17 protein-coding genes are annotated in these 20873 nt (G+C 70.8%); 11 read left to right on the top strand and 6 right to left on the bottom strand.

The window, feature by feature from the left end; translation table 11 throughout:
• Positions 1–4: 4 nt before the first annotated feature.
• The 4 genes from ACFRFC_RS02990 (at position 5) to ACFRFC_RS02975 (ending at position 4500) form a co-directional block, all read left to right on the top strand.
• Positions 5–196: a DUF397 domain-containing protein gene (locus ACFRFC_RS02990; RefSeq protein WP_382682089.1), complete on the top strand. Its 192-nt coding sequence runs from the start codon at positions 5–7 to the stop codon at positions 194–196.
• 36 nt (positions 197–232) lie between these two features.
• Complete coding sequence (locus tag ACFRFC_RS02985; RefSeq protein WP_382681690.1) at positions 233–595, top strand: hypothetical protein; 363 nt, start codon at positions 233–235, stop codon at positions 593–595.
• A 118-nt stretch (positions 596–713) separates the two neighbouring features.
• Positions 714–2999, top strand: a complete 2286-nt coding sequence (locus ACFRFC_RS02980) for an ATP-dependent RecD-like DNA helicase (protein WP_382681693.1) — start codon at positions 714–716, stop codon at positions 2997–2999.
• Between the two features lie 211 nt (positions 3000–3210).
• A complete protein-coding gene (locus ACFRFC_RS02975; protein WP_382681696.1) occupies positions 3211–4500 on the top strand; it encodes a citrate synthase in 1290 nt (429 codons plus the stop codon).
• An 844-nt stretch (positions 4501–5344) separates the two neighbouring features.
• Here ACFRFC_RS02975 and ACFRFC_RS02970 read toward each other — a convergent pair.
• From ACFRFC_RS02970 to ACFRFC_RS02960, 3 genes are all read right to left on the bottom strand, one after another.
• Positions 5345–5584, bottom strand: coding sequence for a heavy-metal-associated domain-containing protein (locus ACFRFC_RS02970; RefSeq protein WP_382681699.1), 240 nt, complete (start codon positions 5582–5584; stop codon positions 5345–5347).
• A 105-nt stretch (positions 5585–5689) separates the two neighbouring features.
• Complete coding sequence (locus ACFRFC_RS02965; protein ID WP_382681702.1) at positions 5690–6649, bottom strand: PrsW family intramembrane metalloprotease; 960 nt, start codon at positions 6647–6649, stop codon at positions 5690–5692.
• A 171-nt stretch (positions 6650–6820) separates the two neighbouring features.
• Positions 6821–7648: a TetR family transcriptional regulator gene (locus ACFRFC_RS02960; protein WP_382681705.1), complete on the bottom strand. Its 828-nt coding sequence runs from the start codon at positions 7646–7648 to the stop codon at positions 6821–6823.
• A gap of 195 nt (positions 7649–7843) precedes the next feature.
• On the opposite strand from ACFRFC_RS02960, the gene ACFRFC_RS02955 reads away from it, so the two are divergent.
• The gene (locus ACFRFC_RS02955) at positions 7844–10072 is read left to right on the top strand and encodes an MMPL family transporter (RefSeq protein ID WP_382681708.1); all 2229 of its coding nucleotides are present in this window, start codon (positions 7844–7846) and stop codon (positions 10070–10072) included.
• 96 nt (positions 10073–10168) lie between these two features.
• Positions 10169–11230 (top strand): zinc-dependent alcohol dehydrogenase family protein, encoded by a 1062-nt coding sequence (locus tag ACFRFC_RS02950; RefSeq protein ID WP_382681711.1) that lies wholly within the window; start codon positions 10169–10171, stop codon positions 11228–11230.
• A 317-nt stretch (positions 11231–11547) separates the two neighbouring features.
• On the opposite strand, the gene ACFRFC_RS02945 is transcribed toward ACFRFC_RS02950, so the two are convergent.
• Entirely contained in the window at positions 11548–12135 is a 588-nt protein-coding gene (locus ACFRFC_RS02945) for a GNAT family N-acetyltransferase (RefSeq protein WP_382681714.1), read from the bottom strand.
• Between the two features lie 126 nt (positions 12136–12261).
• Positions 12262–12471 carry a helix-turn-helix transcriptional regulator gene (locus tag ACFRFC_RS02940; RefSeq protein WP_382681718.1) on the bottom strand — a complete coding sequence of 70 codons (210 nt, stop codon included), beginning with the start codon at positions 12469–12471 and terminating at the stop codon, positions 12262–12264.
• A 350-nt stretch (positions 12472–12821) separates the two neighbouring features.
• Here ACFRFC_RS02940 and iolC point away from each other — a divergent pair, with 350 nt between their 5' ends.
• The 5 genes from iolC (at position 12822) to mmsA (ending at position 19152) form a co-directional block, all read left to right on the top strand.
• The gene (gene iolC, locus ACFRFC_RS02935; RefSeq protein ID WP_382681721.1) at positions 12822–13772 is read left to right on the top strand and encodes a 5-dehydro-2-deoxygluconokinase; all 951 of its coding nucleotides are present in this window, start codon (positions 12822–12824) and stop codon (positions 13770–13772) included.
• Positions 13773–13861: 89 nt separating this feature from the next.
• A complete protein-coding gene (locus ACFRFC_RS02930; protein ID WP_382682091.1) occupies positions 13862–14752 on the top strand; it encodes a deoxyribose-phosphate aldolase in 891 nt (296 codons plus the stop codon).
• Between the two features lie 7 nt (positions 14753–14759).
• Positions 14760–15647 (top strand): 5-deoxy-glucuronate isomerase, encoded by an 888-nt coding sequence (iolB, locus tag ACFRFC_RS02925; RefSeq protein WP_382681724.1) that lies wholly within the window; start codon positions 14760–14762, stop codon positions 15645–15647.
• Positions 15644–17635 carry a 3D-(3,5/4)-trihydroxycyclohexane-1,2-dione acylhydrolase (decyclizing) gene (gene iolD / locus ACFRFC_RS02920; protein ID WP_382681727.1) on the top strand — a complete coding sequence of 664 codons (1992 nt, stop codon included), beginning with the start codon at positions 15644–15646 and terminating at the stop codon, positions 17633–17635. The genes iolB and iolD overlap by 4 nt, the downstream gene beginning before the upstream one ends.
• Positions 17636–17649: 14 nt before the next feature.
• A complete protein-coding gene (mmsA, locus tag ACFRFC_RS02915) occupies positions 17650–19152 on the top strand; it encodes a CoA-acylating methylmalonate-semialdehyde dehydrogenase (RefSeq protein WP_382681730.1) in 1503 nt (500 codons plus the stop codon).
• Between the two features lie 141 nt (positions 19153–19293).
• On the opposite strand, the gene ACFRFC_RS02910 is transcribed toward mmsA, so the two are convergent.
• Complete coding sequence (locus tag ACFRFC_RS02910; RefSeq protein ID WP_382681733.1) at positions 19294–20688, bottom strand: condensation domain-containing protein; 1395 nt, start codon at positions 20686–20688, stop codon at positions 19294–19296.
• Between the last annotated feature and the right edge of the window lie 185 nt (positions 20689–20873).

The following is a 20873-nucleotide window of genomic DNA, read 5'->3' as shown; positions in this document are numbered from 1 at the left end:
GCAGATGGACAAGTGGCGGAAGTCGTCCTACTCAGGCCCCGATGACGGCAATGAGTGCGTGGAGATCGCCAGCACCCACACGTGGGTGGGCGTCCGCGACTCCAAGGACCGTACCTACGCCCCCCTCACCTTCCCCACCCCCGCCTTCCTCACCTTCCTGGAAACCCTCAAGTCCCCACCCCCCACCGGCAGGTGACCGGCGATTGTCAGTGCCCCCTGCCACCCTCTCCCCATGAGCTACGACCTGGCGGTCTGGGAAGGCGACCGGCCGGCGGACGACGAAACCGCCGGTGAGGTCTTCAGCAACCTCTATGACCAGTACATGGGCGACGACGAGGCGCCCCCACACCCACCCACCGACCGCATAGCCACCTACGTCGCCGCGCTGCTCGACCGGTGGTGCGACATCACGGAGGACGACGAGGGCACGTCCCCCTGGGCGACCGGGCCGCTGATCGGCGAGGCCCGAGGTCCCCTCATCCACTTCCCGATGAGCTGGAGCAGAGCCGGCGAGGCATCCGCGTACGCGGCGCGGCTCGCCGACTCGATGGGCCTGATCTGCTACGACGTCCAGTGGGCGCAGCTCAGATCCTGACCGGGCGCGCGGCCCCCTCGGCCACCCGCCGACACCGGGTCCCCCGATCCTCTCCGCCACACCCTCCCGCACAGGTGGCCCCCGGGCCCTGTCACCCCCCGCCGGTACTGTCACCCCCATGGCCAACCAGCCGGGAACCCCCACCCCCACGCAGCGGCTCGCCACGCTAGAAGGCGTGCTGGAGCGGATCACGTACGCCAATGAGGAGAACGGCTACACGGTCGCCCGGGTCGACACCGGCAGAGGCGGCGGCGATCTGCTCACCGTCGTCGGCGCGCTGCTCGGGGCGCAGGTGGGGGAGTCGCTGCGGATGGAGGGGCGTTGGGGCTCGCATCCGCAGTACGGCAAGCAGTTCACCGTCGAGAACTACACGACCGTCCTGCCCGCCACCGTCCAGGGCATCCGCCGCTACCTCGGATCCGGGCTGGTCAAGGGCATCGGGCCGATCTTCGCCGACCGCATCACCCAGCACTTCGGGCTGGACACGCTGACGATCATCGAGGAGGAGCCGAAACGCCTCATCGAGGTGCCCGGCCTCGGCCCCAAACGCACCAAGAAGATCGCCGACGCCTGGGAGGAGCAGAAAGCGATCAAAGAGGTGATGCTCTTCCTCCAGACCGTCGAGGTGTCCACGTCCATCGCCGTGCGCATCTACAAGAAGTACGGCGACGCCTCCATCTCCGTCGTCAAGAACCAGCCCTACCGGCTCGCCGCCGACGTCTGGGGCATCGGCTTCCTCACCGCCGACAAGATCGCCCAGTCCGTCGGCATCCCGCACGACAGCCCGGAGCGCGTCAAGGCGGGCCTCCAGTACGCCCTTTCGCAGTCCACCGATCAGGGGCACTGCTATCTGCCCGAGGAGCGACTGATCGCCGACGCGGTGAAGCTGCTCCAGGTCGACACCGGGCTCGTCATCGAGTGCCTCGCCGAACTCGCCGCCCCCGGCGAGGAGGGCGAGGAACCCGGGGTCGTACGGGAGTCCGTGCCCGGCCCCGACGGCGGCGAGCCCGTCACCGCCGTCTACCTCGTCCCCTTCCACCGCGCCGAACTCTCCCTGTCCGCCCAGCTGCTGCGCCTCCTGCGCACCGACCAGGACCGCATGCCGGCCTTCCGGGACGTCGCCTGGGACAAGGCACTGACCTGGCTGAAGGGACGTACGGGCACGGATCTCGCGCCCGAGCAGGAGGCCGCCGTCAAGCTGGCGCTGACCGAGAAGGTCGCCGTCCTCACCGGCGGCCCCGGCTGCGGCAAGTCCTTCACGGTCCGCTCGATCGTGGAGCTGGCCCGCGCGAGAAAGACGAAGGTGGTGCTGGCCGCGCCCACCGGCCGGGCCGCCAAGCGGCTCGCCGAGCTGACCGGTGCCGAGGCGTCCACCGTGCACCGGCTGCTGGAGCTGAGGCCCGGCGGCGACGCCGCCTACGACCGGGACCGCCCGCTCGACGCCGACCTCGTGGTCGTGGACGAGGCGTCCATGCTGGACCTGCTGCTCGCCAACAAGCTGGTCAAGGCCGTACCGCCGGGCGCGCATCTGCTCTTCGTCGGGGACGTGGACCAGCTGCCCAGCGTCGGCGCGGGGGAGGTGCTGCGGGATCTGCTCGCGGACGGCTCCCCGGTGCCCGCGGTGCGGCTCACCCGGGTCTTCCGCCAGGCCCAGCAGTCCGGTGTGGTCACCAACGCGCACCGGATCAACGCCGGGCAGCACCCGCTCACCGACGGCGTGAAGGACTTCTTCCTCTTCGTGGAGGACGACACCGAGGCCGCCGGACGCCTCACCGTGGACGTCGCCGCCCGTCGCATTCCGGCCAAATTCGGGCTCGACCCGCGCCGGGACATCCAGGTGCTCGCGCCCATGCACCGCGGGCCCGCCGGAGCCGGCACCCTCAACGGGCTGCTCCAGCAGGCCATCACCCCGGGCCGCCCCGACCTCCCCGAGAAACGGCTCGGCGGACGCGTCTTCCGGGTCGGCGACAAGGTCACCCAGATCCGTAACAATTACGACAAAGGGGAGAACGGTGTCTTCAACGGCACCGTGGGCGTGGTCACCGCGCTCGACCCGGTCGACCAGCGCCTCACCGTACTGACGGACGAGGACGAGGAGATTGCATACGAATTCGATGAACTGGATGAACTGGCACACGCCTACGCGGTGACCATTCACCGCTCGCAGGGCAGTGAATATCCTGCGGTGGTGATCCCCGTCACCACCGGGGCCTGGATGATGCTTCAGCGGAATCTGCTCTACACCGCCGTCACCAGGGCGAAGAAGCTGGTCGTCCTGGTCGGCTCGCGCAAGGCGATCGGGCAGGCGGTGCGCACCGTGTCGGCGGGACGCCGGTGCACCGCACTCGACTTCAGGCTCCGCGGTGCAGGCGCTCCGGATCACGGTTGGATGCCCCGTCCGTAACCGTCTGAAAGATGATCGATCAAATGAGTCACAAAGGTCACAGAGGACTTCCGGATGCCGGACGGACCGGGCAGGATGGCAGGTTGGCGGCACTGAGTGCCGCCAGACAGCCCAATGGTCGACCCCGAGTGCACTCTCCTGCGCCAAATGGGGGATGGTAGAGACAGTCAGGGCACCTCGAAGATGAGGCACTACGTCGGTGAGGGATGACGTGAGCGACAACTCTGTAGTACTGCGGTACGACGGCAGCGAGTACACCTACCCGGTGATCGACAGCACCGTCGGGGACAAGGGCTTCGACATCGGGAAGCTGCGTTCCCAGACCGGGCTCGTGACCCTGGACAGCGGCTACGGCAACACCGCGGCCTACAAATCCGCCATCACCTATCTCGACGGTGAAGAGGGCATTCTCCGCTACCGCGGCTATCCGATCGAGCAGCTGGCCGAGCGCTCCACCTTCCTGGAGGTGGCGTACCTGCTGATCAACGGTGAGCTGCCGACCGTCGACGAGCTGAGTGTGTTCAAGAACGACATCACGCAGCACACCCTGCTGCACGAGGATGTCAAGAACTTCTACAAGGGCTTCCCGCGCGACGCCCACCCGATGGCCATGCTGTCGTCGGTGGTCTCCGCGCTGTCGACCTTCTACCAGGACAGCCACAACCCGTTCGACGAGAAGCAGCGCAATCTCTCCACCACCCGGCTGCTCGCCAAGCTCCCGACGATCGCCGCGTACGCGTACAAGAAGTCGATCGGTCATCCGTTCGTCTACCCGCGCAACGACCTCGGCTACGTCGAGAACTTCCTCCGGATGACCTTCTCGGTCCCCGCGCAGGAGTTCGAGCTGGACCCGACGGTGGTCTCCGCTCTCGACAAGCTGCTCATCCTGCACGCCGACCACGAGCAGAACTGCTCGACGTCCACGGTCCGCCTGGTCGGCTCCTCGCAGGCGAACATGTTCGCCTCGATCTCCGCCGGTATCAGCGCCCTGTGGGGCCCGCTGCACGGCGGCGCCAACCAGTCGGTGCTGGAGATGCTGGAGGGCATCCGCGACAGCGACGGCAATGTCGACACCTTCATCCGCAAGGTGAAGAACAAGGAGGACGGCGTCCGCCTGATGGGCTTCGGCCACCGGGTCTACAAGAACTTCGACCCGCGCGCCCAGATCATCAAGGCCGCCGCGCACGACGTCCTCTCGGCGCTCGGCAAGTCCGACGAGCTGCTGGACATCGCGCTGAAGCTGGAGGAGCACGCGCTCTCCGACGACTACTTCACCGAGCGCAAGCTGTACCCGAACGTCGACTTCTACACCGGCCTGATCTACCGCGCGATGGGCTTCCCGACCGAGATGTTCACGGTCCTGTTCGCCCTCGGCCGGCTGCCGGGCTGGATCGCCCAGTGGCACGAGATGATCAAGGAGCCGGGCTCCCGCATCGGCCGCCCGCGCCAGATCTACACGGGCGTCGTCGAGCGCGACTTCGTACCGGTCGAGGGCCGCTGAGCGATTTCTCGCACCAACGCTGAACGATTCGGCCCCGGGCCCCGTACTCCATGGTGAGGGAGTACGGGGCCTGTTGCATTGCGTCGTGCGGCTGCGGCTGCGGCTGCGGCTGCGGGCAGAGGGGCATGGGGTGGGCGCGCGTGGGCGTCGCGGTACGGAGGTGAGGGCCGTCGCGGTACGGAGGTGAGGGGCCCGGCATGACAGAAGGCGCCCCGGCGCCAGTCCCCCCACGGGCCGACGACCAGGGCGCCTTCCCATGTCCCGGTGCGGATTCCCCCCACGGGATCCGGCCGGGCGTCTGTGAGACCAGCGCCTGAATTCGCTGTCTGAGCACAACGAGCAGAACTCGTCGCACTCGGGTGCCGCAACGTTCACGGCTGTGCAGTTGTGTGGTGCGGTGGTGCTATGTGGTGCTATGTGGTGCTCGGTGGTGCGGTGGTGCTGTGTGGCTGTCCGGCTGCGGGGCAGCCGGTGCATCTGCCGGGACAGCGCACGCAGGGAGGGCCGCTCAAAGCTTCCCGGTGTACGTGTCCCGGCAACGCAATTCCGAGGAAGTCCCCCAAGACATCCTCAGACGCCATCCGACGCCCCCCAAGACGCCGTCTGACATCGTCAACTTAGACCTTCGAACCCCTTCGATGGTTACGTTCACATCACTGTGATCTGCGTCTCTTGCATATGTCCCGTTTGATACGCAAGAGGCTCGATGAGATGAACGGGGCTCAAGCGTAAGGAAGATGCAAGAGCCTTGTGAAGAGCTTATGTGAGGGTCGCGCCGGACTCCAGAGGGTCCCAGGTCACGACTTCGGGCGAACCGTCGGTAACTTCCGCGCCGGGTCCTGGTTCAGGCGCGGCCGGCCAGCTCGTAACCGGCCTCGTCCACGGCGGCGCGCACGGCCTCCTCGTCCAGCGGGGCGGCGGAGACGACGGTGACCTCGCCGGACGACGCGACGGCCTGCACCGAGCTGACGCCGGCGAGCTGCGTGATCTCCTGCGTCACGGCTCCTTCGCAGTGTCCGCAGGTCATTCCGCTCACCTTGTAGACGGTGGTGACGGAACCGGAGGTGTCGGTCTGGGTGGTCATGTCGGTCTCCTCGTGGACGCAAGGTCTGGGCAGGGTTGGAACGTGGTTCGGGTCAGGTGGAACGGCTGTGGCCCATGAGGGGCTCACGCACTCCACTGTATACCCCTAGGGGGTATTTCTCCAAGAGGGGTCCCGCCGGGAGAGCGACCACGCCCAGACCAGTCCCAGCGACGCCACCACGACCATCCCGCCGATCGAGAACACCGTGAAGAGATGCTGCTGCTCCCCGGTCGGATGCGGAATGTATCCCTCTGCGAACAACTGACGCTGAAGGCCCGTTTCGGTCAGCAGGGTCACCAGCCAGACCGCGATCCCGTGCGTCGAGTCCCAAAGGGTGTGCAGCACGGAGACGCCCAGATACGTCGCCACGACCGCACCGGTGATCCGGAAGCGCCCGTCCGGGCGGCGGTACGACAGCAGCACGCCACCGGCGATCGCCGTCCACAGGCCGTGCCCGAACGGGGCCAGCACCCCGCGCAGGATCTCCGTCTCCAGCAGCGCCCGCAGATCGATGCCCTGTGTCGAGACGGCCGCGTTGAAGGCGTAACCCGCGCTCTCCAGCGCGGCGAACCCGAAGCCCACGGTCGCGCCGAGCGCGAGCCCCGCCCGCAGGCCCCGGACCCAGGTCTGCCGGCGCACCACGAACATCAGCGCGCCGAGCTTCACCGCCTCCTCGATCAGCCCCACGCCCAGGAACATCCACAGCGACGGATGCAGCAGGTAGTACTCCATCACCGACGCGCCGAGCACCCCGAGCGTGCCGCCGGTCAGGAAGCAGCCGAGGATCAGGCCGACCCCGAGATCCCGCCCGTGCCGCTCGTACGCCCACAGCGCGAAGGTCACCGGCACCAGGAAGCTGCCGAGCAGGATCAGGGTCGGCAGCAGGGTGCTGTTCTTCGTGGCGTACGTGACCAGCGCGGTCAGCACCCACAGGGCGAGCCCGCCCCACAGGCAGCGCTTCCACAGCCCGGCCCGGATCGGCGGCCGCGTCGGGGGCGGCGGTGGCTGCTGCGGGCCGGGGGAGCGGGCCGGGGGTGCGCCGTACGGCGGTGGGGTGTGGGTCACGGTGGGTCCCTCGTCACTCCTGGGCTGCGGTACGTACCACTACGGTCCATCTTTGATCGACTTGGTGGCATACGGTCGACCATTTCTGGCCGATTTGTCCGACCCTACGAGGGGTGGGGGCGGGGCGCAGATCGGGGGGGCGGGGGAGGCGGTCGGGTCGGGTCCGGTGGCTCAGGGGGTCGTGCGTACGGCGGACTCCGCGACGGACGCCGTACCGGATTCCCCGCCGGACTCGGGCCGCTGCTCCCAGGTGGCGGCGAACGGCTCCACGTACCGGATCAGGACCGACTTCAGCTCGGCCACGTACGCGTCGCGCTCGGCGCCCTCGCGGGGCAGGATCAGCTCCAGGCCCGCCATGTAGATGCTGAGGCAGACGGTGGCGACGCGTTCGACGTCGGCCGGCGGGGCGGCCGGCAGGATCGACCGGAGCAGGTCCTGGACCCGGCCGAGCAGGGTGACGTGCAGGGCGTCGTGCTCCTCGGCGATCCGGCCGGGGACGTCCGGGCCGTGCATCAGTGCGAAGAACACCGGGTGCCGGCAGTTGAAGGCGATGAACCGGTCCACGGCCCCGCCCACCACCTCCTCCAGTGGTGTCCGGGGGGCGACCGGGCCGAGGGCCTCGCCGTACGCCTCCCGCATCTCGCGCATCAGCCGCTCGCCCAGCTCGATCGCGATCGCTTCCTTGTTCGGGAAGAACTGGTAGAGCGTGCCCGGTGACACGCCCGCCTCACGGGCGATGGCGTTGGTGCTGGCGGCCGTGTAGCCCGTCGTGGTGAAGACGGTGGCGGCGGCTTCCAGGAGCTGGGCGATACGGCGCTCACCGCGGGCCTGACGCCGCTTGGGGCGCTCGTCGGCGGGCGACCGGCGGGTGCCGCGGGCCGATGTCGCACCCTCGTCCGGCGTCGGGCCTTCGTCCGGTGTCGCGCCCTCGTCGGGCGTCGCGTGCCCATCCGGCGTCGCGTGCTCGTCCGCCTTCGCGGGTGCGGGTGTGTCGGGCATGAGTTGTCCCCAGGCTCTCCGAACGCGATTGACAAATACGAGTGGTCACTCGCATTCTGGAGAAACGCGAGCGATGTCTCGTGTTTGCCAGTCTATGGCAATGGCAGACCCATGCCGCCTGCCTGCGTACGCATGCGCACGCCCGGTACAGCAGCACGGGTCACAGTGAAGTCATGGTGAAGGGGACACCGCACAATGACCGAAGTCAACACGGCACCGCGACCGCCGCGGCCCGGCGGCTGGACCCGGTTCGTCACCGCCCGGCCCCGGCTGTCCCTGCTGGTGGCACTGGTGCTCACCGCGCTCGCCGTGCTGGCGGGCAGCGGGGTCGGCGACCGGCTGGGCAGCGGCGGCTGGGAGGACCCGGCCGCCGAGTCGACGTACGCCACCCGCGCCCTGGAGCGCGAGTTCCCCGCCTCCCAGCCCAACTTCCTGCTGCTGATCGACGCGGGCGAGGCGTCCGTGGACGACCCCGCCGTGGCCGCCGAGGCCAACCGGCTGGCGGAGCGGCTCGCCGCCGAGGAGGGCGTCATCGGCGTCGGCTCCTACTGGCAGACCCGCTCACCCGCCCTGCGCGCCGAGGACGGGCACGAGGCGCTGATAGCGGCCCGGATCACCGGCGAGGAGAGCGAGGCCGCCAAGACCCTGGAGCGCATCGCCCCCGAACTGCGCGGCACGCACGGCCCGGTGGACGTACAGCTCGGCGGCATGGTCTCGGTGCGGCACGAAATGCAGACGATCATCCAGGAGGACCTGGTGCGGGCCGAGCTGATCGCCCTGCCGGTGACGCTGGTGCTGCTGGTGATGGTCTTCGGGAGCGCGGTCGCCGCGCTGCTGCCGCTCGGCATCGGCATCGTCGCGATCCTCGGCACCAACGCGGTGCTGCGCGGTCTGACCGAGATCACCGATGTCTCCGTCTTCGCCCTCAACCTCACCACGGCCCTCGGCCTGGGCCTGGCCGTCGACTACGCGCTGTTCATCGTCCGCCGCTTCCGCGAGGAGCTGTCCGCGGGACACGATCCGCTGACCGCCGTCGCCACCACCGTGCGCACAGCGGGCCGTACGGTCCTGTTCTCCGCCCTCACGGTGGCGGTCTCGCTCGCGGCGATGCTGCTGTTCCCGCAGTACTTCCTGCGGTCCTTCGCCTACTCCGGGATCGCGGTCGTCCTGCTGGCCGCGGCGGCGGCCCTGATCCTGCTCCCGGCGGCCCTGCTGCTGCTCGGCCACCGGGTCAACTCCCTGGATCTGCGCCGGCTGCTGCGCCGCGGCCGGAAGCCGGGGCCGGCGGCGGAGGAAGGCCGGGCATGGGGGCGTACGGCGACGCTGGTGATGCGCCGGGCCCCGTTCTTCGCCCTGGGCACGACGGCGGTGCTGGTGCTGCTGGGGCTGCCGTTCCTGGGCGTGAGGTTCGGCACGGCCGACGACCGTCAGCTTCCCTCGACCGCCGAGTCCCATGTCGTCCAGCAGCACATCAGAGAGGGCTTCCCCGGCAGCCCCGGCGGCGGTCTTGAGGTGCTCGCCGAGGGGGGCGCGACCGAGGCGCAGTACGCCGACTACAAGCAGCGGATCGCCGCGCTGCCCGATGTCCAGCGGGTGGAAGGCCCGTTGGTGAACGGCGATTCGGCGTACTTCACGGTCCAGCCCAGCGGCGAGTCCGTCGACGACCCCGCCCAGCGGCTGGTGGGTGAACTGCGCGCGGTCGACGCCCCGTTCGACACCAAGGTGACCGGCGCGGCGGCGGTCCTGGTCGACACGAAGGACGCGATCGCCGAGCAACTGCCCTGGGGGGTGGCCTTCATCGCCGTCGTCACCCTGATCCTGGTCTTCCTGCTCACCGGCAGTGTGCTCATACCGGTCCAGGCCGTGCTGCTCAACGCGCTCAGCCTCACGGCGATGTTCGGCGCGGTGGTCTGGGTCTTCCAGGACGGCCATCTCTCCGGCCTGCTGGGCTTCACCAGCCCCGGCTCCATCGAGACGACCGTCCCCGTCCTGATGTTCTGTGTCGCTTTCGGTCTCTCCATGGACTATGGAGTGTTCCTCCTCTCCCGCATCAAGGAGGAGTACGACAGAACGGGCGACCACCAGGAGTCCGTACGGCACGGCTTGCAGCGCACGGGCGGTCTGATCACGGCGGCGGCGGTCATCCTGGCGCTCGTCCTGATCGCGATCGGCACCTCCCGGGTCACCAACACCAAGATGCTGGGCCTGGGCATCGCCCTGGCGGTCCTGATGGACGCGATGGTGGTCCGCAGCCTCCTGGTCCCCTCGGTGATGCGCCTCACCGGCCGGGCGACCTGGTGGGCCCCGGGCCCGCTGCGCAGACTGCACGAGCGGTTCGGGCTGAGCGAGGGGGAGAGCGGGCGGCGCCCGGCGGGCGAGGAGGGCCGGGCCGACGAGCGGGAGAAGGAGACCTCGCGGAGCTAGGTGTGGGCCGGGGGCCCTTCGTGGGGTCACGCGTTACGGTTCGCCAGGAGGCAGGGCGAAGGCGGCCGGTGGCGATCTCGGGGTGGTGGGCGGCGTATGCGCGCGGTGGTGTTCGAGCGGTTCGGGCAGCCGGCCGAGGTGCGGGACGTGGCCGAGCCGGAGCCGGCCGGGCACGGGGTCGTGGTGCGGGTCGAGGCCACCGGGCTGTGCCGCAGCGACTGGCACGGCTGGCAGGGGCACGATCCGGACATCACCCTCCCGCATGTCCCCGGGCATGAACTCGCCGGAGTGGTGGAGACGGTCGGCGACCGGGTCACCGGCTGGCGTCCCGGCGACCGGGTGACCGTCCCCTTCGTCTGCGCCTGCGGCGCCTGCCCCTCCTGCGCGTCCGGCGACCAGCAGGTGTGCGAGCGGCAGACCCAGCCCGGCTTCACGCATTGGGGTTCCTTCGCCGAGTACGTGGCGCTGGGCCACGCCGACGTGAACCTGGTGGCGGTGCCGGAGGCGATGTCGTTCGCGACGGCGGCATCGCTGGGATGCCGGTTCGCCACGGCGTTCCGGGCGGTGGTGCGACAGGGCCGGGCGGCGCCGGGGGAGTGGGTCGCGGTGCACGGCTGCGGCGGGGTCGGTCTGTCGGCGGTGATGATCGCGGCGGCGGCCGGGGCCCGGGTGGTGGCGGTCGATGTCTCCCCCGGGGCGCTGGAGCTGGCGCGCGGGTTCGGGGCGGCGGAGTGCGTGGACGCGTCCACCGTGCACGACACGGCGGCGGCCGTACGGGACGTGACCGGCGGCGGCGCGCACGTGTCGCTGGACGCCCTCGGCGCCCCCGTCACCTGCGCCGCGTCGGTGAACGGCCTGCGCCGCCGGGGCCGCCACATCCAGGTGGGCCTGCTCCCCTCGGCCACCGGCACCACCCCCGTCCCGCTGGCCCGCGCGATCGCCCTGGAACTGGAGATCCTCGGCAGCCACGGTATGCCGGCCCACGACTACCCGGCCCTGCTGAACCTGATCACCGCAGGCGCCCTCTGCCCCGACCTACTGGTCACCGCCGAGATCGGCCTGGAAGCCGCCCCCAAGGCCCTGGCAGCCATGGGCGGCCCGCCGGGCAGACCCGGGGCGGCGACAGCGGGGGTGACCGTGATCAACCCGTGGCGCTGAGGCCCTTGGGTCGGGTGCCTTCGCGGCCGGCGTCCTGGGGGACGGCACCTGTGGAGCCGGCGCTCGGACCTCCGCTCCGACCCAACCCCCTGGCGGTCGGCGCTCCCGTGACCGGCTCCCTCGGCCCAATTCCCGTGCGGTCGGCGCACCCCGGACCGGTCTCCTCTGGACAAAGGTCCTCGCCGCCGATGTCCTCGCCGCAGATGTCCTCAGGACCCCTCGGGGACCGCCCCATTCCGGGCCCCTCTCCGGACCAGCCCCTCCGGTCCGGTCGCCCGACTGGCCCCCTCCGGACCGCCGCCAGGACGGCGGCGGCCCTACGCCCGCCCCTGATCCGCGCTCTCCGCCCACCCCCGATGCCGCGCCCACTCCCCTTCCAGGATGGCCATCAGGATCTGGTCGACCCACTTGCCCTCGCGGAGCGAGACCTCGCGGCGAATGCCCTCCTGACGGAAGCCGACCTTCTCGTAGGCGCGGCGGGCGCGGGCGTTGTGGGCGTACACCTCCAGGGAGACGCGGTGGAGGCCGAGGTGTTCGAAGCCGTGGCCGACGATCAGGCGAATCGCCTCGGTGCCGAGGCCACGGTTTCGGCCCTGGGGGCCGATCAGGGTGCGGAAGTTGCAGCTGCGGTTGTGCGGGTCCCACTCGTTGAGGACGACCTCGCCGACCAGTTCGCCGCTCGCGCGGTCGGTGACGGCGAGGTCGAGCCGGTCGGGCTGATCGGCACGGGTGGCGTACCAGGACCGTACGTGCTCGAAGGTCAAGTCGTCCGAGGAGGGTTCGGAGGTGAAGCGCAGGACCTCCGGGTCCTGGAGGATCTCCCACACGGTGCGCGCGTCGGCCTCGGTGAACGGCCGCAGCACGGTCTTCGCGCCGGTGAGCAGGGGCTTGTCCAGAAAACTCATCCCAGGATCCTGCGCGCCGCCTCGCCCGCCGGGCAACGGAATTAGGGCGCCCGCCTCACCGGGCTCATCTGTCTCACCAGACCTACCAGGCTCACCAGACTCACCCGTCCCGTCACCCCGTCCCCCTCACCCGTCCCACCCCTCCCGCCGGTTCCGGTTTCCGGGGCGGGTGGCCACCCAGGCGTGGACGGTGTCGGCGTACCAGTACGGCCTGCCGGACTCGACGTGGTCCGGTGGGGGGAGCAGGCCGTGTTTGCGGTAGGAGCGCACGGTGTCCGGCTGGACGCGGATGTGCGCGGCGATCTCTTTGTAGGACCAGAGCCGTCGGTCGGTCATGAGCGGCACCTCCCTGCGCGCGCCGCGGCGGTGGCCCTGGGGCGGCCGACGGGGGAGCCGGGCGCTGCGCTGGCGATCACCAAGCCTGAGCCGGTGAGCGACACAGAGTGAGGAGCGGGCCGGTTCTGTTGACCAAGTGTGACGGAACATCCGCGTACGCGGGACATATGTGACACAAAGGTGATGTTGGTGGTGGAGGTGAATCAATGGTTCATGGGGTGATCAAACCGCGATTACCCGCGATTACCTATGCCCATCGTGGTAAGGATGTCTGGACAAATCATTGACAGGATCACCGGCGCGGGACTAGAAACCGGAGTGAGCCGAACCGACGGCACGGAGGGAACTCGATGGCGTACGACCTGATCACCATGGGGCGGATCGGGGTGGATCTGTATCCGTTGCAGACCGGGGTCCCGCTGCCGCAGGTGACGTCCTTCGGCAAGTTCCTGGGCGGCTCCGCGACCAACGTGGCGGTCGCCGCGGCCCGGCTCCGCCGGGACACCGCCGTGATCACCCGCACCGGCGACGACCCCTTCGGCACCTACCTGCACGAGGCGTTGCGCGGCTTCGGCGTGGACGACCGCTGGGTGACCCCCGTCCCCGGACTGCCCACGCCGGTCACCTTCTGCGAGATCTTCCCGCCCGATGACTTCCCGCTGTACTTCTACCGGCAGCCCAAGGCCCCCGACCTGGAGATCGACCCCGGCGAGCTGGACCTGGACGCGATCCATGACGCCCGGATCTTCTGGGTCACCGGCACCGGCCTGAGCGAGGAGCCCAGCCGTACGGCGACCCTCACCGCGCTCCGCCACCGGGCCAGGACCGGCATCACCGTCTTCGACCTCGACTGGCGCCCCATGTTCTGGCCCGACCCCGCACAGGCCCGCGCCCACTACACCGAGGCCCTGCGCCACACCACCGTCGCCGTCGGCAATCTGGACGAGGTGGAGATCGCGACCGGCGTCCGTGAACCGCACGCCGCCGCCCGCGCCCTGCTCGAAGCCGGTGCCGAACTCGCCGTCGTCAAGCAGGGCCCCAACGGCGTCCTGGCCCTCGCCCGCGACGGAGCGACCGCCGAGGTCCCCCCGCTCCCCGTCACCGTCCTCAACGGCCTCGGCGCGGGCGACGCCTTCGGCGGCGCGCTCTGTCACGGCCTGCTGGCCGGCTGGGACCTGGAGCGGACCATGCGGCACGCCAACGCCGCCGGCGCGATCGTCGCCTCCCGGCTGGAGTGCTCCTCGGCGATGCCCACCCCGGAGGAAGTCGAGACGGCCCTCGCCGCGGGAGCCGTCCAGTGAGCCCCGGGAGCCTGCCCGTGAGCCCCGGAAGCCCCGGGGGCCGTCCAACTGTCCCCGCAAGCCCTCCGGCGATCCCCGGAAGCCGCCCGCTGAGCGTCGACATCGCGGAGCTGGTCCGTATCCGCACCCAGCACCCCGAAGCCGTCGCCGAGGCCGCCGCCCGCCGCCCCCGGCGTCCGCTGCTCGGCCCCACCGGGCGGCTGATGATCGTCGCCGCCGATCACCCGGCCCGGGGCGCCCTCGGCGTCGGGGACCGCCCGTTCGCCATGGCCAACCGCGCCGACCTGCTCGGACGCCTCTGCCTGGCACTCGGCCGCCCCGGCGTCGACGGAGTCCTCGCCACCGCCGACATCCTGGACGACCTGCTGCTGCTCGGCGCCCTGGACGGCAAGGTCGTCATCGGCTCGATGAACCGCGGCGGACTCCAGGGCGCCGCCTTCGAACTCGACGACCGCTTCACCGGCCACCGCCCCGAGGACCTCACCCGCCTCCACTTCGACGCGGGCAAGCTGCTGCTGCGCCTCGACTACTCCGACCCGGGCTCGCTGACCACCCTGGAGTCCGCCGCCCGCGCGATCGACGCGATGGCGGAGCGGCGGCTGCCGGTCTTCGTGGAGCCGTTCATCAGCCGCCGCGACGACAGCGGACGGCTGCGCAACGACCTCTCGGCCGCCGCCGTCACCCGTTCCATCGCCATCGCCTCCGGCCTCGGCGGCACCTCCGCCTACACCTGGCTCAAACTCCCCGTCACCGACAACCCCGACGACATGGCCCGGGTCATGGAGACCTCGACCCTGCCCGCCGTCCTGCTCGGCGGCGAGGCCGGCGGCTCCCCCGCGGACCAGGCGGGGGCGTACGAGAAGTGGCGCGGCGCCCTCCGACTGCCCACCGTGCGCGGGCTGGTGGTGGGCAGGACGCTGCTCTACCCGGCGGACGGCGATGTGGCCGCCGCCGTCGACACCGCCGTAGGACTGCTGTGAGGGCCCCATGAGCAATGCCCCGTACGACAGGAATCAGGACCTGTACGTCCCCGGCGGCAGTACCGCCGACGACCGCCACGTCCTGTCCATCGACCCGGAGTTGGCCGGCTGGACGCACAGCGGCCTTCGGATCGTCGCCCTGGAGCCGGGCGGTGTCCATATCCTCACGGCCGGCGACAGCGAATGGATCGTGCTGCCTCTCGAAGGCGGTTGTACCGTGCAGGTCGGGGGCGAAACCCTCCGACTCCTGGGCCGCGAGAGCGTGTTCGCGTCGGTCACCGACTTCGCGTACGTGCCCCGTGATGCCCGGGCAGAGATCTCCTCCGACGCGGGAGGCCGCTTCGCCCTGGCAGGAGCGAAGTGCGAGCGACGACTCCCCGCCCGCTACGGCCCCGCGTCGGAGGTCCCCGTCGAACAGCGTGGCAGCGGCAACTGCGCCCGCCAGGTCCGCAACTTCGCCTCCGCCGACGCCTTCGACTGCGACAAGCTGATCGCCGTCGAGGTGATCACCCCCGGCGGCAACTGGTCCTCGTACCCACCGCACAAACACGACGAGCACCGGCCCGGCGTCGAGTCGCAGCTGGAGGAGATCTACTACTTCGAGATCGCCGCGAGCGCCATGACCGACGGGACCCCCGGGATCGACGGGACTCGCGCGCGCCCCGGCTTCGGCTACCAGCGCGTCTCCCCCTCCCGCGCGGGCGGCGCCGACGTCCTCGCCGAGGTCCGCTCCGGCGACGCCGTGCTCGTCCCCGACGGCTGGCACGGCCCCTCCATCGCCCAGCCCGGCCACGACATGTACTACCTGAACGTCATGGCGGGCCCGGGGGCGACCCGGGAATGGCGGATCTGCTTCCACCCCGACCACACAGCGAGCACGGAGGGATACCGATGACGGCCCCCGAGAATCCCACCGGCCCCACCCACCAGACCCCCACCTCCCACCACTCCGCCACCACCCGCCTCACCGTCGCCCAGGCCCTCCTCCGCTTCCTCACCTCCCAGTACACCGAGCGCGACGGCGTCCGGCGGCGGCTCATCGGCGCGACCTGGGGCATCTTCGGGCACGGCAATGTCGCCGGGCTCGGGCAGGCGCTGGTCGAGTACGCGGACGCGATGCCCTTCCACCAGGGCCGCAACGAACAGGCCATGGTCCACGCGGCCGTCGGGTACGCCCGTCAGTCCAACCGCCTCTCCACCCACGCCGTGACCACCTCCATCGGCCCCGGCGCCACCAACCTGGTCACCGGCGCCGCCCTCGCCACCATCAACCACCTCCCGGTGCTCCTCCTCCCCGGCGACACCTTCGCCACCCGCCCGGCCGACCCGGTGCTCCAGCAGCTCGAAGTCCCCTACGCGGGCGACCTCTCCGTCAACGACACCCTGCGCCCGGTCTCCCGCTACTTCGACCGCGTCACCCGCCCCGAGGCCCTGATCCCGGCCGCCCTCCAGGCCATGCGCGTCCTCACCGACCCGGTGGACACGGGAGCCGTCACCCTCGCCCTGCCGCAGGACGTGCAGGCGGAGGCGTACGACTGGCCGGAGGGCTTCTTCGCCGAGCGGGTGTGGACGGTCCGCAGGCCCGGCGCCGACCCGACCGAGCTGGCCGAGGCGGTCACCGCGATCCGGGCCGCCCGCCGGCCCCTCGTCATCGCGGGCGGCGGCGTCCACCACAGCCGCGCCGAGGCCGCGCTCGCCGAGTTCGCCGAGACCACCGGCATCCCGGTCGCTGCCACCCAGGCGGGCAAGGGCTCACTGCCGTACGACCATCCGCAGGACGTCGGCGGCATCGGCCACACCGGCACCGCCACCGCCGACGACCTCGCCCGCGCCGCCGACCTGGTGATCGGCGTCGGCACCCGCTACACCGACTTCACCACCGCCTCCGGCACCCTCTTCGCCGATGACGGCGTCCGCTTCCTCAACCTCAACATCGCCCCCTACGACGGCCACAAGCTCGCCGGTCTCCCCCTGATCGCCGACGCCCGCAGCGGCCTCGCGGAACTCACCGAGGCCCTCCTCGTCCACGACCACACGGTGACGGACGCGTACCTCACCGCCTACACCGCGGACAAAGCGCGCTGGGAGCGGCGCGTCACCGCCGCCTACACCGCCCCCGACCCCGACGCGCCCCCCACCCAGCCCCAGCTCCTCGGCGCCCTGGACGCGCTCGTGGACGGCTCGGACATCCTGCTCAACGCGGCCGGATCCATGCCCGGTGACCTGCACAAACTCTGGCGGACCCGGTCCTTCGACCAGTACCACGTGGAGTACGGCTACTCCTGCATGGGCTACGAGATCCCCGCCGCGATCGGCGTGAAGCTGGCCGCGCCCGACCGGCCCGTGTGGGCGCTGGTCGGCGACGGCACGTATCTGATGCTGCCGACCGAGATCGTCACCGCCGTGCAGGAGGGCATCGCGATCAAGCTGATCCTGGTGCAGAACCACGGGTACGCCTCCATCGGCGGCCTCTCCGAGGAGACCGGCGGCGAGCGCTTCGGCACCGCCTACCGCCACCGCGCCCCCGACGGCACCTTCACGGGCGCCCCGCTGCCCCTGGACCTGGCCACCAACGCCGAGAGCCTGGGCATGCGGGTGCTGCGCGCCCGTACCGTACGCGAACTGCGGGCGGCACTCGCCGAGGCCCGCGACGCCCGCACCCCCACCTGCGTCTATGTGGAGACCCGCGCCGATGTGCAGACAGGCGCCGACCTGGAGACATCTGTCTACGCGGAGACCCAAACGGCCGACACAGTGTCGGGAGCGCCCCCCGCGCAAGCCTGGTGGGATGTTCCTGTGGCCGAGACCGCGACCAGACCGTCCGCGATCAAGGCCCGTGAGCTGTATGAACGGCACGTCTCCACCCGACGCCGCCATCTGTGAAGGAGTACTCGGTCATGACGAAGATCGTCAACCACTGGATCGGCGGGAAGACCGTCGAAGGCGCGTCGGGCACGTTCGGGCCGGTCACGGACCCGGCGACCGGCGCCGTCACCACCAAGGTCGCCTTCGCGAGCGTGGACGAGGTCGACGCGGCCGTGGCCGCCGCCAAGGACGCCTTCGCCACCTGGGGCCAGTCCTCGCTGGCCGCGCGCACGACCATCCTGTTCCGGTTCCGCGCGCTGCTCGACGCCAACCGGGACGCCATCGCGGAGCTGATCACCGCCGAGCACGGCAAGGTGCACTCCGACGCGCTCGGCGAGGTCGCCCGGGGCCTGGAGGTCGTCGACCTGGCCTGCGGTATCAACGTCCAGCTCAAGGGCGAGCTGTCCACGCAGGTCGCGAGCCGCGTCGACGTGGCCTCGATCCGCCAGCCGCTGGGCGTCGTCGCGGGCATCACGCCGTTCAACTTCCCGGCGATGGTCCCGATGTGGATGTTCCCGCTGGCCATCGCGACCGGCAACACCTTCGTCCTGAAGCCCTCGGAGAAGGACCCGTCCGCCTCCCTGAAGATCGCCGAGCTGCTGGCCGAGGCCGGTCTGCCCGACGGCGTTTTCAACGTCGTCAACGGCGACAAGGTGGCCGTGGACCGCCTCCTCGCCCACCCGGACGTCAAGGCGATCTCCTTCGTCGGCTCCACCCCGATCGCCCGCCACATCCACACCACCGCCTCCGCCAACGGCAAGCGCGTCCAGGCCCTGGGCGGCGCCAAGAACCACATGCTGGTGCTGCCGGACGCCGACCTCGACGCCGCCGCCGACGCGGCGGTCTCCGCGGCCTACGGTTCGGCGGGCGAGCGCTGCATGGCGATCTCCGCGGTGGTCGCCGTCGGCGCGATCGGCGACGAACTGGTCGAGAAGATCCGCGAGCGCGCCGAGAAGATCAAGATCGGTCCCGGCAACGACCCCACCTCCGAGATGGGCCCGCTGATCACCGCCGCCCACCGCGACAAGGTGGCCTCCTACGTCACGGGCGCCGCCGCCGAGGGCGCCGAGGTCGTCCTGGACGGCACCGGCCACACCGTGGAGGGCTTCGAGGACGGCCACTGGATCGGCATCTCGCTGCTCGACAAGGTGCCGACCACCGCGAAGGCGTACCAGGACGAGATCTTCGGCCCGGTCCTGTGCGTGCTGCGGGTGGACACGTACGACGAGGGCCTGGCCCTCATGAACGCCTCGCCGTTCGGCAACGGCACCGCGATCTTCACCCGCGACGGCGGCGCCGCCCGCCGCTTCCAGCTGGAGATCGAGGCCGGCATGGTCGGCGTCAACGTCCCGATCCCGGTCCCCGTCGGCTACCACAGCTTCGGCGGCTGGAAGGACTCCCTCTTCGGCGACCACCACATCTACGGCAACGACGGCACCCACTTCTACACCCGCGGCAAGGTCGTCACGACCCGCTGGCCGGACCCCTCCGAGGGCCCGACCGGAGTCGACCTGGGCTTCCCGCGCAACCACTGAGCAGCACCCCGGCCGACCCGGCCGACCGTCATCCCCGTCGTGCGGAGAGCCGCGCGGCGGGGATGACGCCGTTCACCGCCGGAGAACCCCGGAGAACCCCGGAGAACCCCGGCACGAGGACGCGCCCCCGCACGCGCCACCTCAGTCCCCGGCGGCCACCGAAGTGATCACATCCCGCAGCCGCTCCACGTACCACCGCATGTTCTTCTGCGCGATGTCCGTGTCCGGATAGCGGCTGGCCAGCCACAGCCCCTCGGGCACCCGGTTGATCCAGACACACACCTGATCGCCGTACGACACCCTGATCAGCCCGTACGCCGACAGCCGGGCCCAGTCCGCGGCGCCGGGCAGGGAGCGGGCGTCGACGTAGGAGACGATCGAGTACATGTCGGGGGAGGTCGGCCGGAAGTCCGTGCCCAGCAGGCTCAGGACGCGGGCCAGCGGCATCCGGGCCAGCGAGCGGTTGGCGTGCAGTTCGGCGCGTACGGTCCGCAGGGCGGAGGAGAAGTCGAGGTCGGCGTCCAGGGGGACCTCGATCGGGGCGCCGCCGACGTACCAGCCGACCGACTCCGACCAGCGGGACTTGGCCCGGGTGTGCAGCGGCAGCACCGTGCGGTACACCGGCTGCCCGCCGATCTCCCGCAGCACCAGCGCCGTCGCCGCGAGCACGCCGACGCCGCTGCCGCCGTAGGGACGGCACCGCGCCTCGAAGCCGGCGGCGGCTGCCGCGTCCACCAGCGGCTCGCGCAGCAGCTTCTGCGGCGGCAGCGGGCCGCCGCCCGGCTCCAGCCCCAGATCCACAGGGAACCCGGGCAGCTGTCCGTCGCAGCGCCGGATGAACTCCCGCCAGCGGCCGACGATCTCATGGCTCGCGTCGATCCGGTCGGCGTCCGCCCGCTCGCTCTCGCAGAAGTCGATGTAACTGCCGACCGGCGGCCCCTGAAGGACCCGGCCCGCGACCGCGGCCGCGTACAGCTCATGGATCTCGGACGGGATGCGGTGCAGGGAGTAGGCGTCGACATTGCTGTGGTCGAACGCCATGTACACGCTGGTGTCGGCCTCGCGCACGACCGCCGTGAAGATCAGGTTGGGCCAGCGCAACGCGTCCGCCGCCACATCGAAACGGTGCTGGAGATGGGCGATCAGCACCGCCGGGTCGGTGAAGTCACCCACGACCTCCCGGTGCAGGGACATCGACGCGCTGTCCAGGGTGAACCGGCGCAGTTCGTCACCGGCGGTCAGCCGGAAGCCGCTGCGCAGCGTCTCGTGCCGCCGCATCCAGCCGCACAGCGCCTCCTGGAGGGCGTCCAGGTCGACCGGGCCGGGCAGATCGAAGGCGGCGCCGAGCCAGGTCGGCACGAACAGGCCGTCCTCGCGCACCGTTCGCGCCGTTCTGAAATGCGACTCCTGGATATAGGCGGGTGGCCGGATATCGTCCGGCAGGCCCGCCGCGGTCGCGACGGTCTCCGGGCTCAGCGTCCACTCGACGAGCCGTCCCGGCCGGACCTCGCAGCGCTGGATGTCAGTGATGCGCACAGGGCGTCTCCGTTCGCAGGGGGCCGACCGTCCCAGGCAAAGCCGTGATCGCGCGCGACATGCGGGTTTACCCGATCCTTCAGCGCATCGAGTGGCCTCCCGAACGGCGGACTGAATACGATCTCGGCCAGCCGGACCGTCGCCACCCCGTCGTTTTCCGTCCCGCGTCCCCCGCCCCGTCCCCG

Origin of the sequence: Streptomyces sp. NPDC056734 (assembly GCF_042790455.1) — a bacterium.
Lineage (GTDB): Bacteria > Actinomycetota > Actinomycetes > Streptomycetales > Streptomycetaceae > Streptomyces.
The sequence above is the reverse complement of the archived record's forward strand: the minus strand, read 5'-3'. Positions and strand labels throughout refer to the sequence as shown.

Excerpts from the sequence above, each read along its gene's own strand:
- ACFRFC_RS02990 (WP_382682089.1), top strand. The coding sequence starts at position 5 with ATGGACAAGTGGCGGAAGTCGTCCTACTCAGGCCCCGATGACGGCAAT.
- ACFRFC_RS02985 (WP_382681690.1), top strand. The coding sequence starts at position 233 with ATGAGCTACGACCTGGCGGTCTGGGAAGGCGACCGGCCGGCGGACGAC.
- ACFRFC_RS02980 (WP_382681693.1), top strand. The coding sequence starts at position 714 with ATGGCCAACCAGCCGGGAACCCCCACCCCCACGCAGCGGCTCGCCACG.
- ACFRFC_RS02970 (WP_382681699.1), bottom strand. The coding sequence starts at position 5,584 with ATGACCACCCAGACCGACACCTCCGGTTCCGTCACCACCGTCTACAAG.
- ACFRFC_RS02960 (WP_382681705.1), bottom strand. The coding sequence starts at position 7,648 with ATGCCCGACACACCCGCACCCGCGAAGGCGGACGAGCACGCGACGCCG.
- ACFRFC_RS02955 (WP_382681708.1), top strand. The coding sequence starts at position 7,844 with ATGACCGAAGTCAACACGGCACCGCGACCGCCGCGGCCCGGCGGCTGG.
- ACFRFC_RS02950 (WP_382681711.1), top strand. The coding sequence starts at position 10,169 with ATGCGCGCGGTGGTGTTCGAGCGGTTCGGGCAGCCGGCCGAGGTGCGG.
- ACFRFC_RS02945 (WP_382681714.1), bottom strand. The coding sequence starts at position 12,135 with ATGAGTTTTCTGGACAAGCCCCTGCTCACCGGCGCGAAGACCGTGCTG.
- ACFRFC_RS02940 (WP_382681718.1), bottom strand. The coding sequence starts at position 12,471 with ATGACCGACCGACGGCTCTGGTCCTACAAAGAGATCGCCGCGCACATC.
- iolC (WP_382681721.1), top strand. The coding sequence starts at position 12,822 with ATGGCGTACGACCTGATCACCATGGGGCGGATCGGGGTGGATCTGTAT.
- iolB (WP_382681724.1), top strand. The coding sequence starts at position 14,760 with ATGAGCAATGCCCCGTACGACAGGAATCAGGACCTGTACGTCCCCGGC.
- iolD (WP_382681727.1), top strand. The coding sequence starts at position 15,644 with ATGACGGCCCCCGAGAATCCCACCGGCCCCACCCACCAGACCCCCACC.
- mmsA (WP_382681730.1), top strand. The coding sequence starts at position 17,650 with ATGACGAAGATCGTCAACCACTGGATCGGCGGGAAGACCGTCGAAGGC.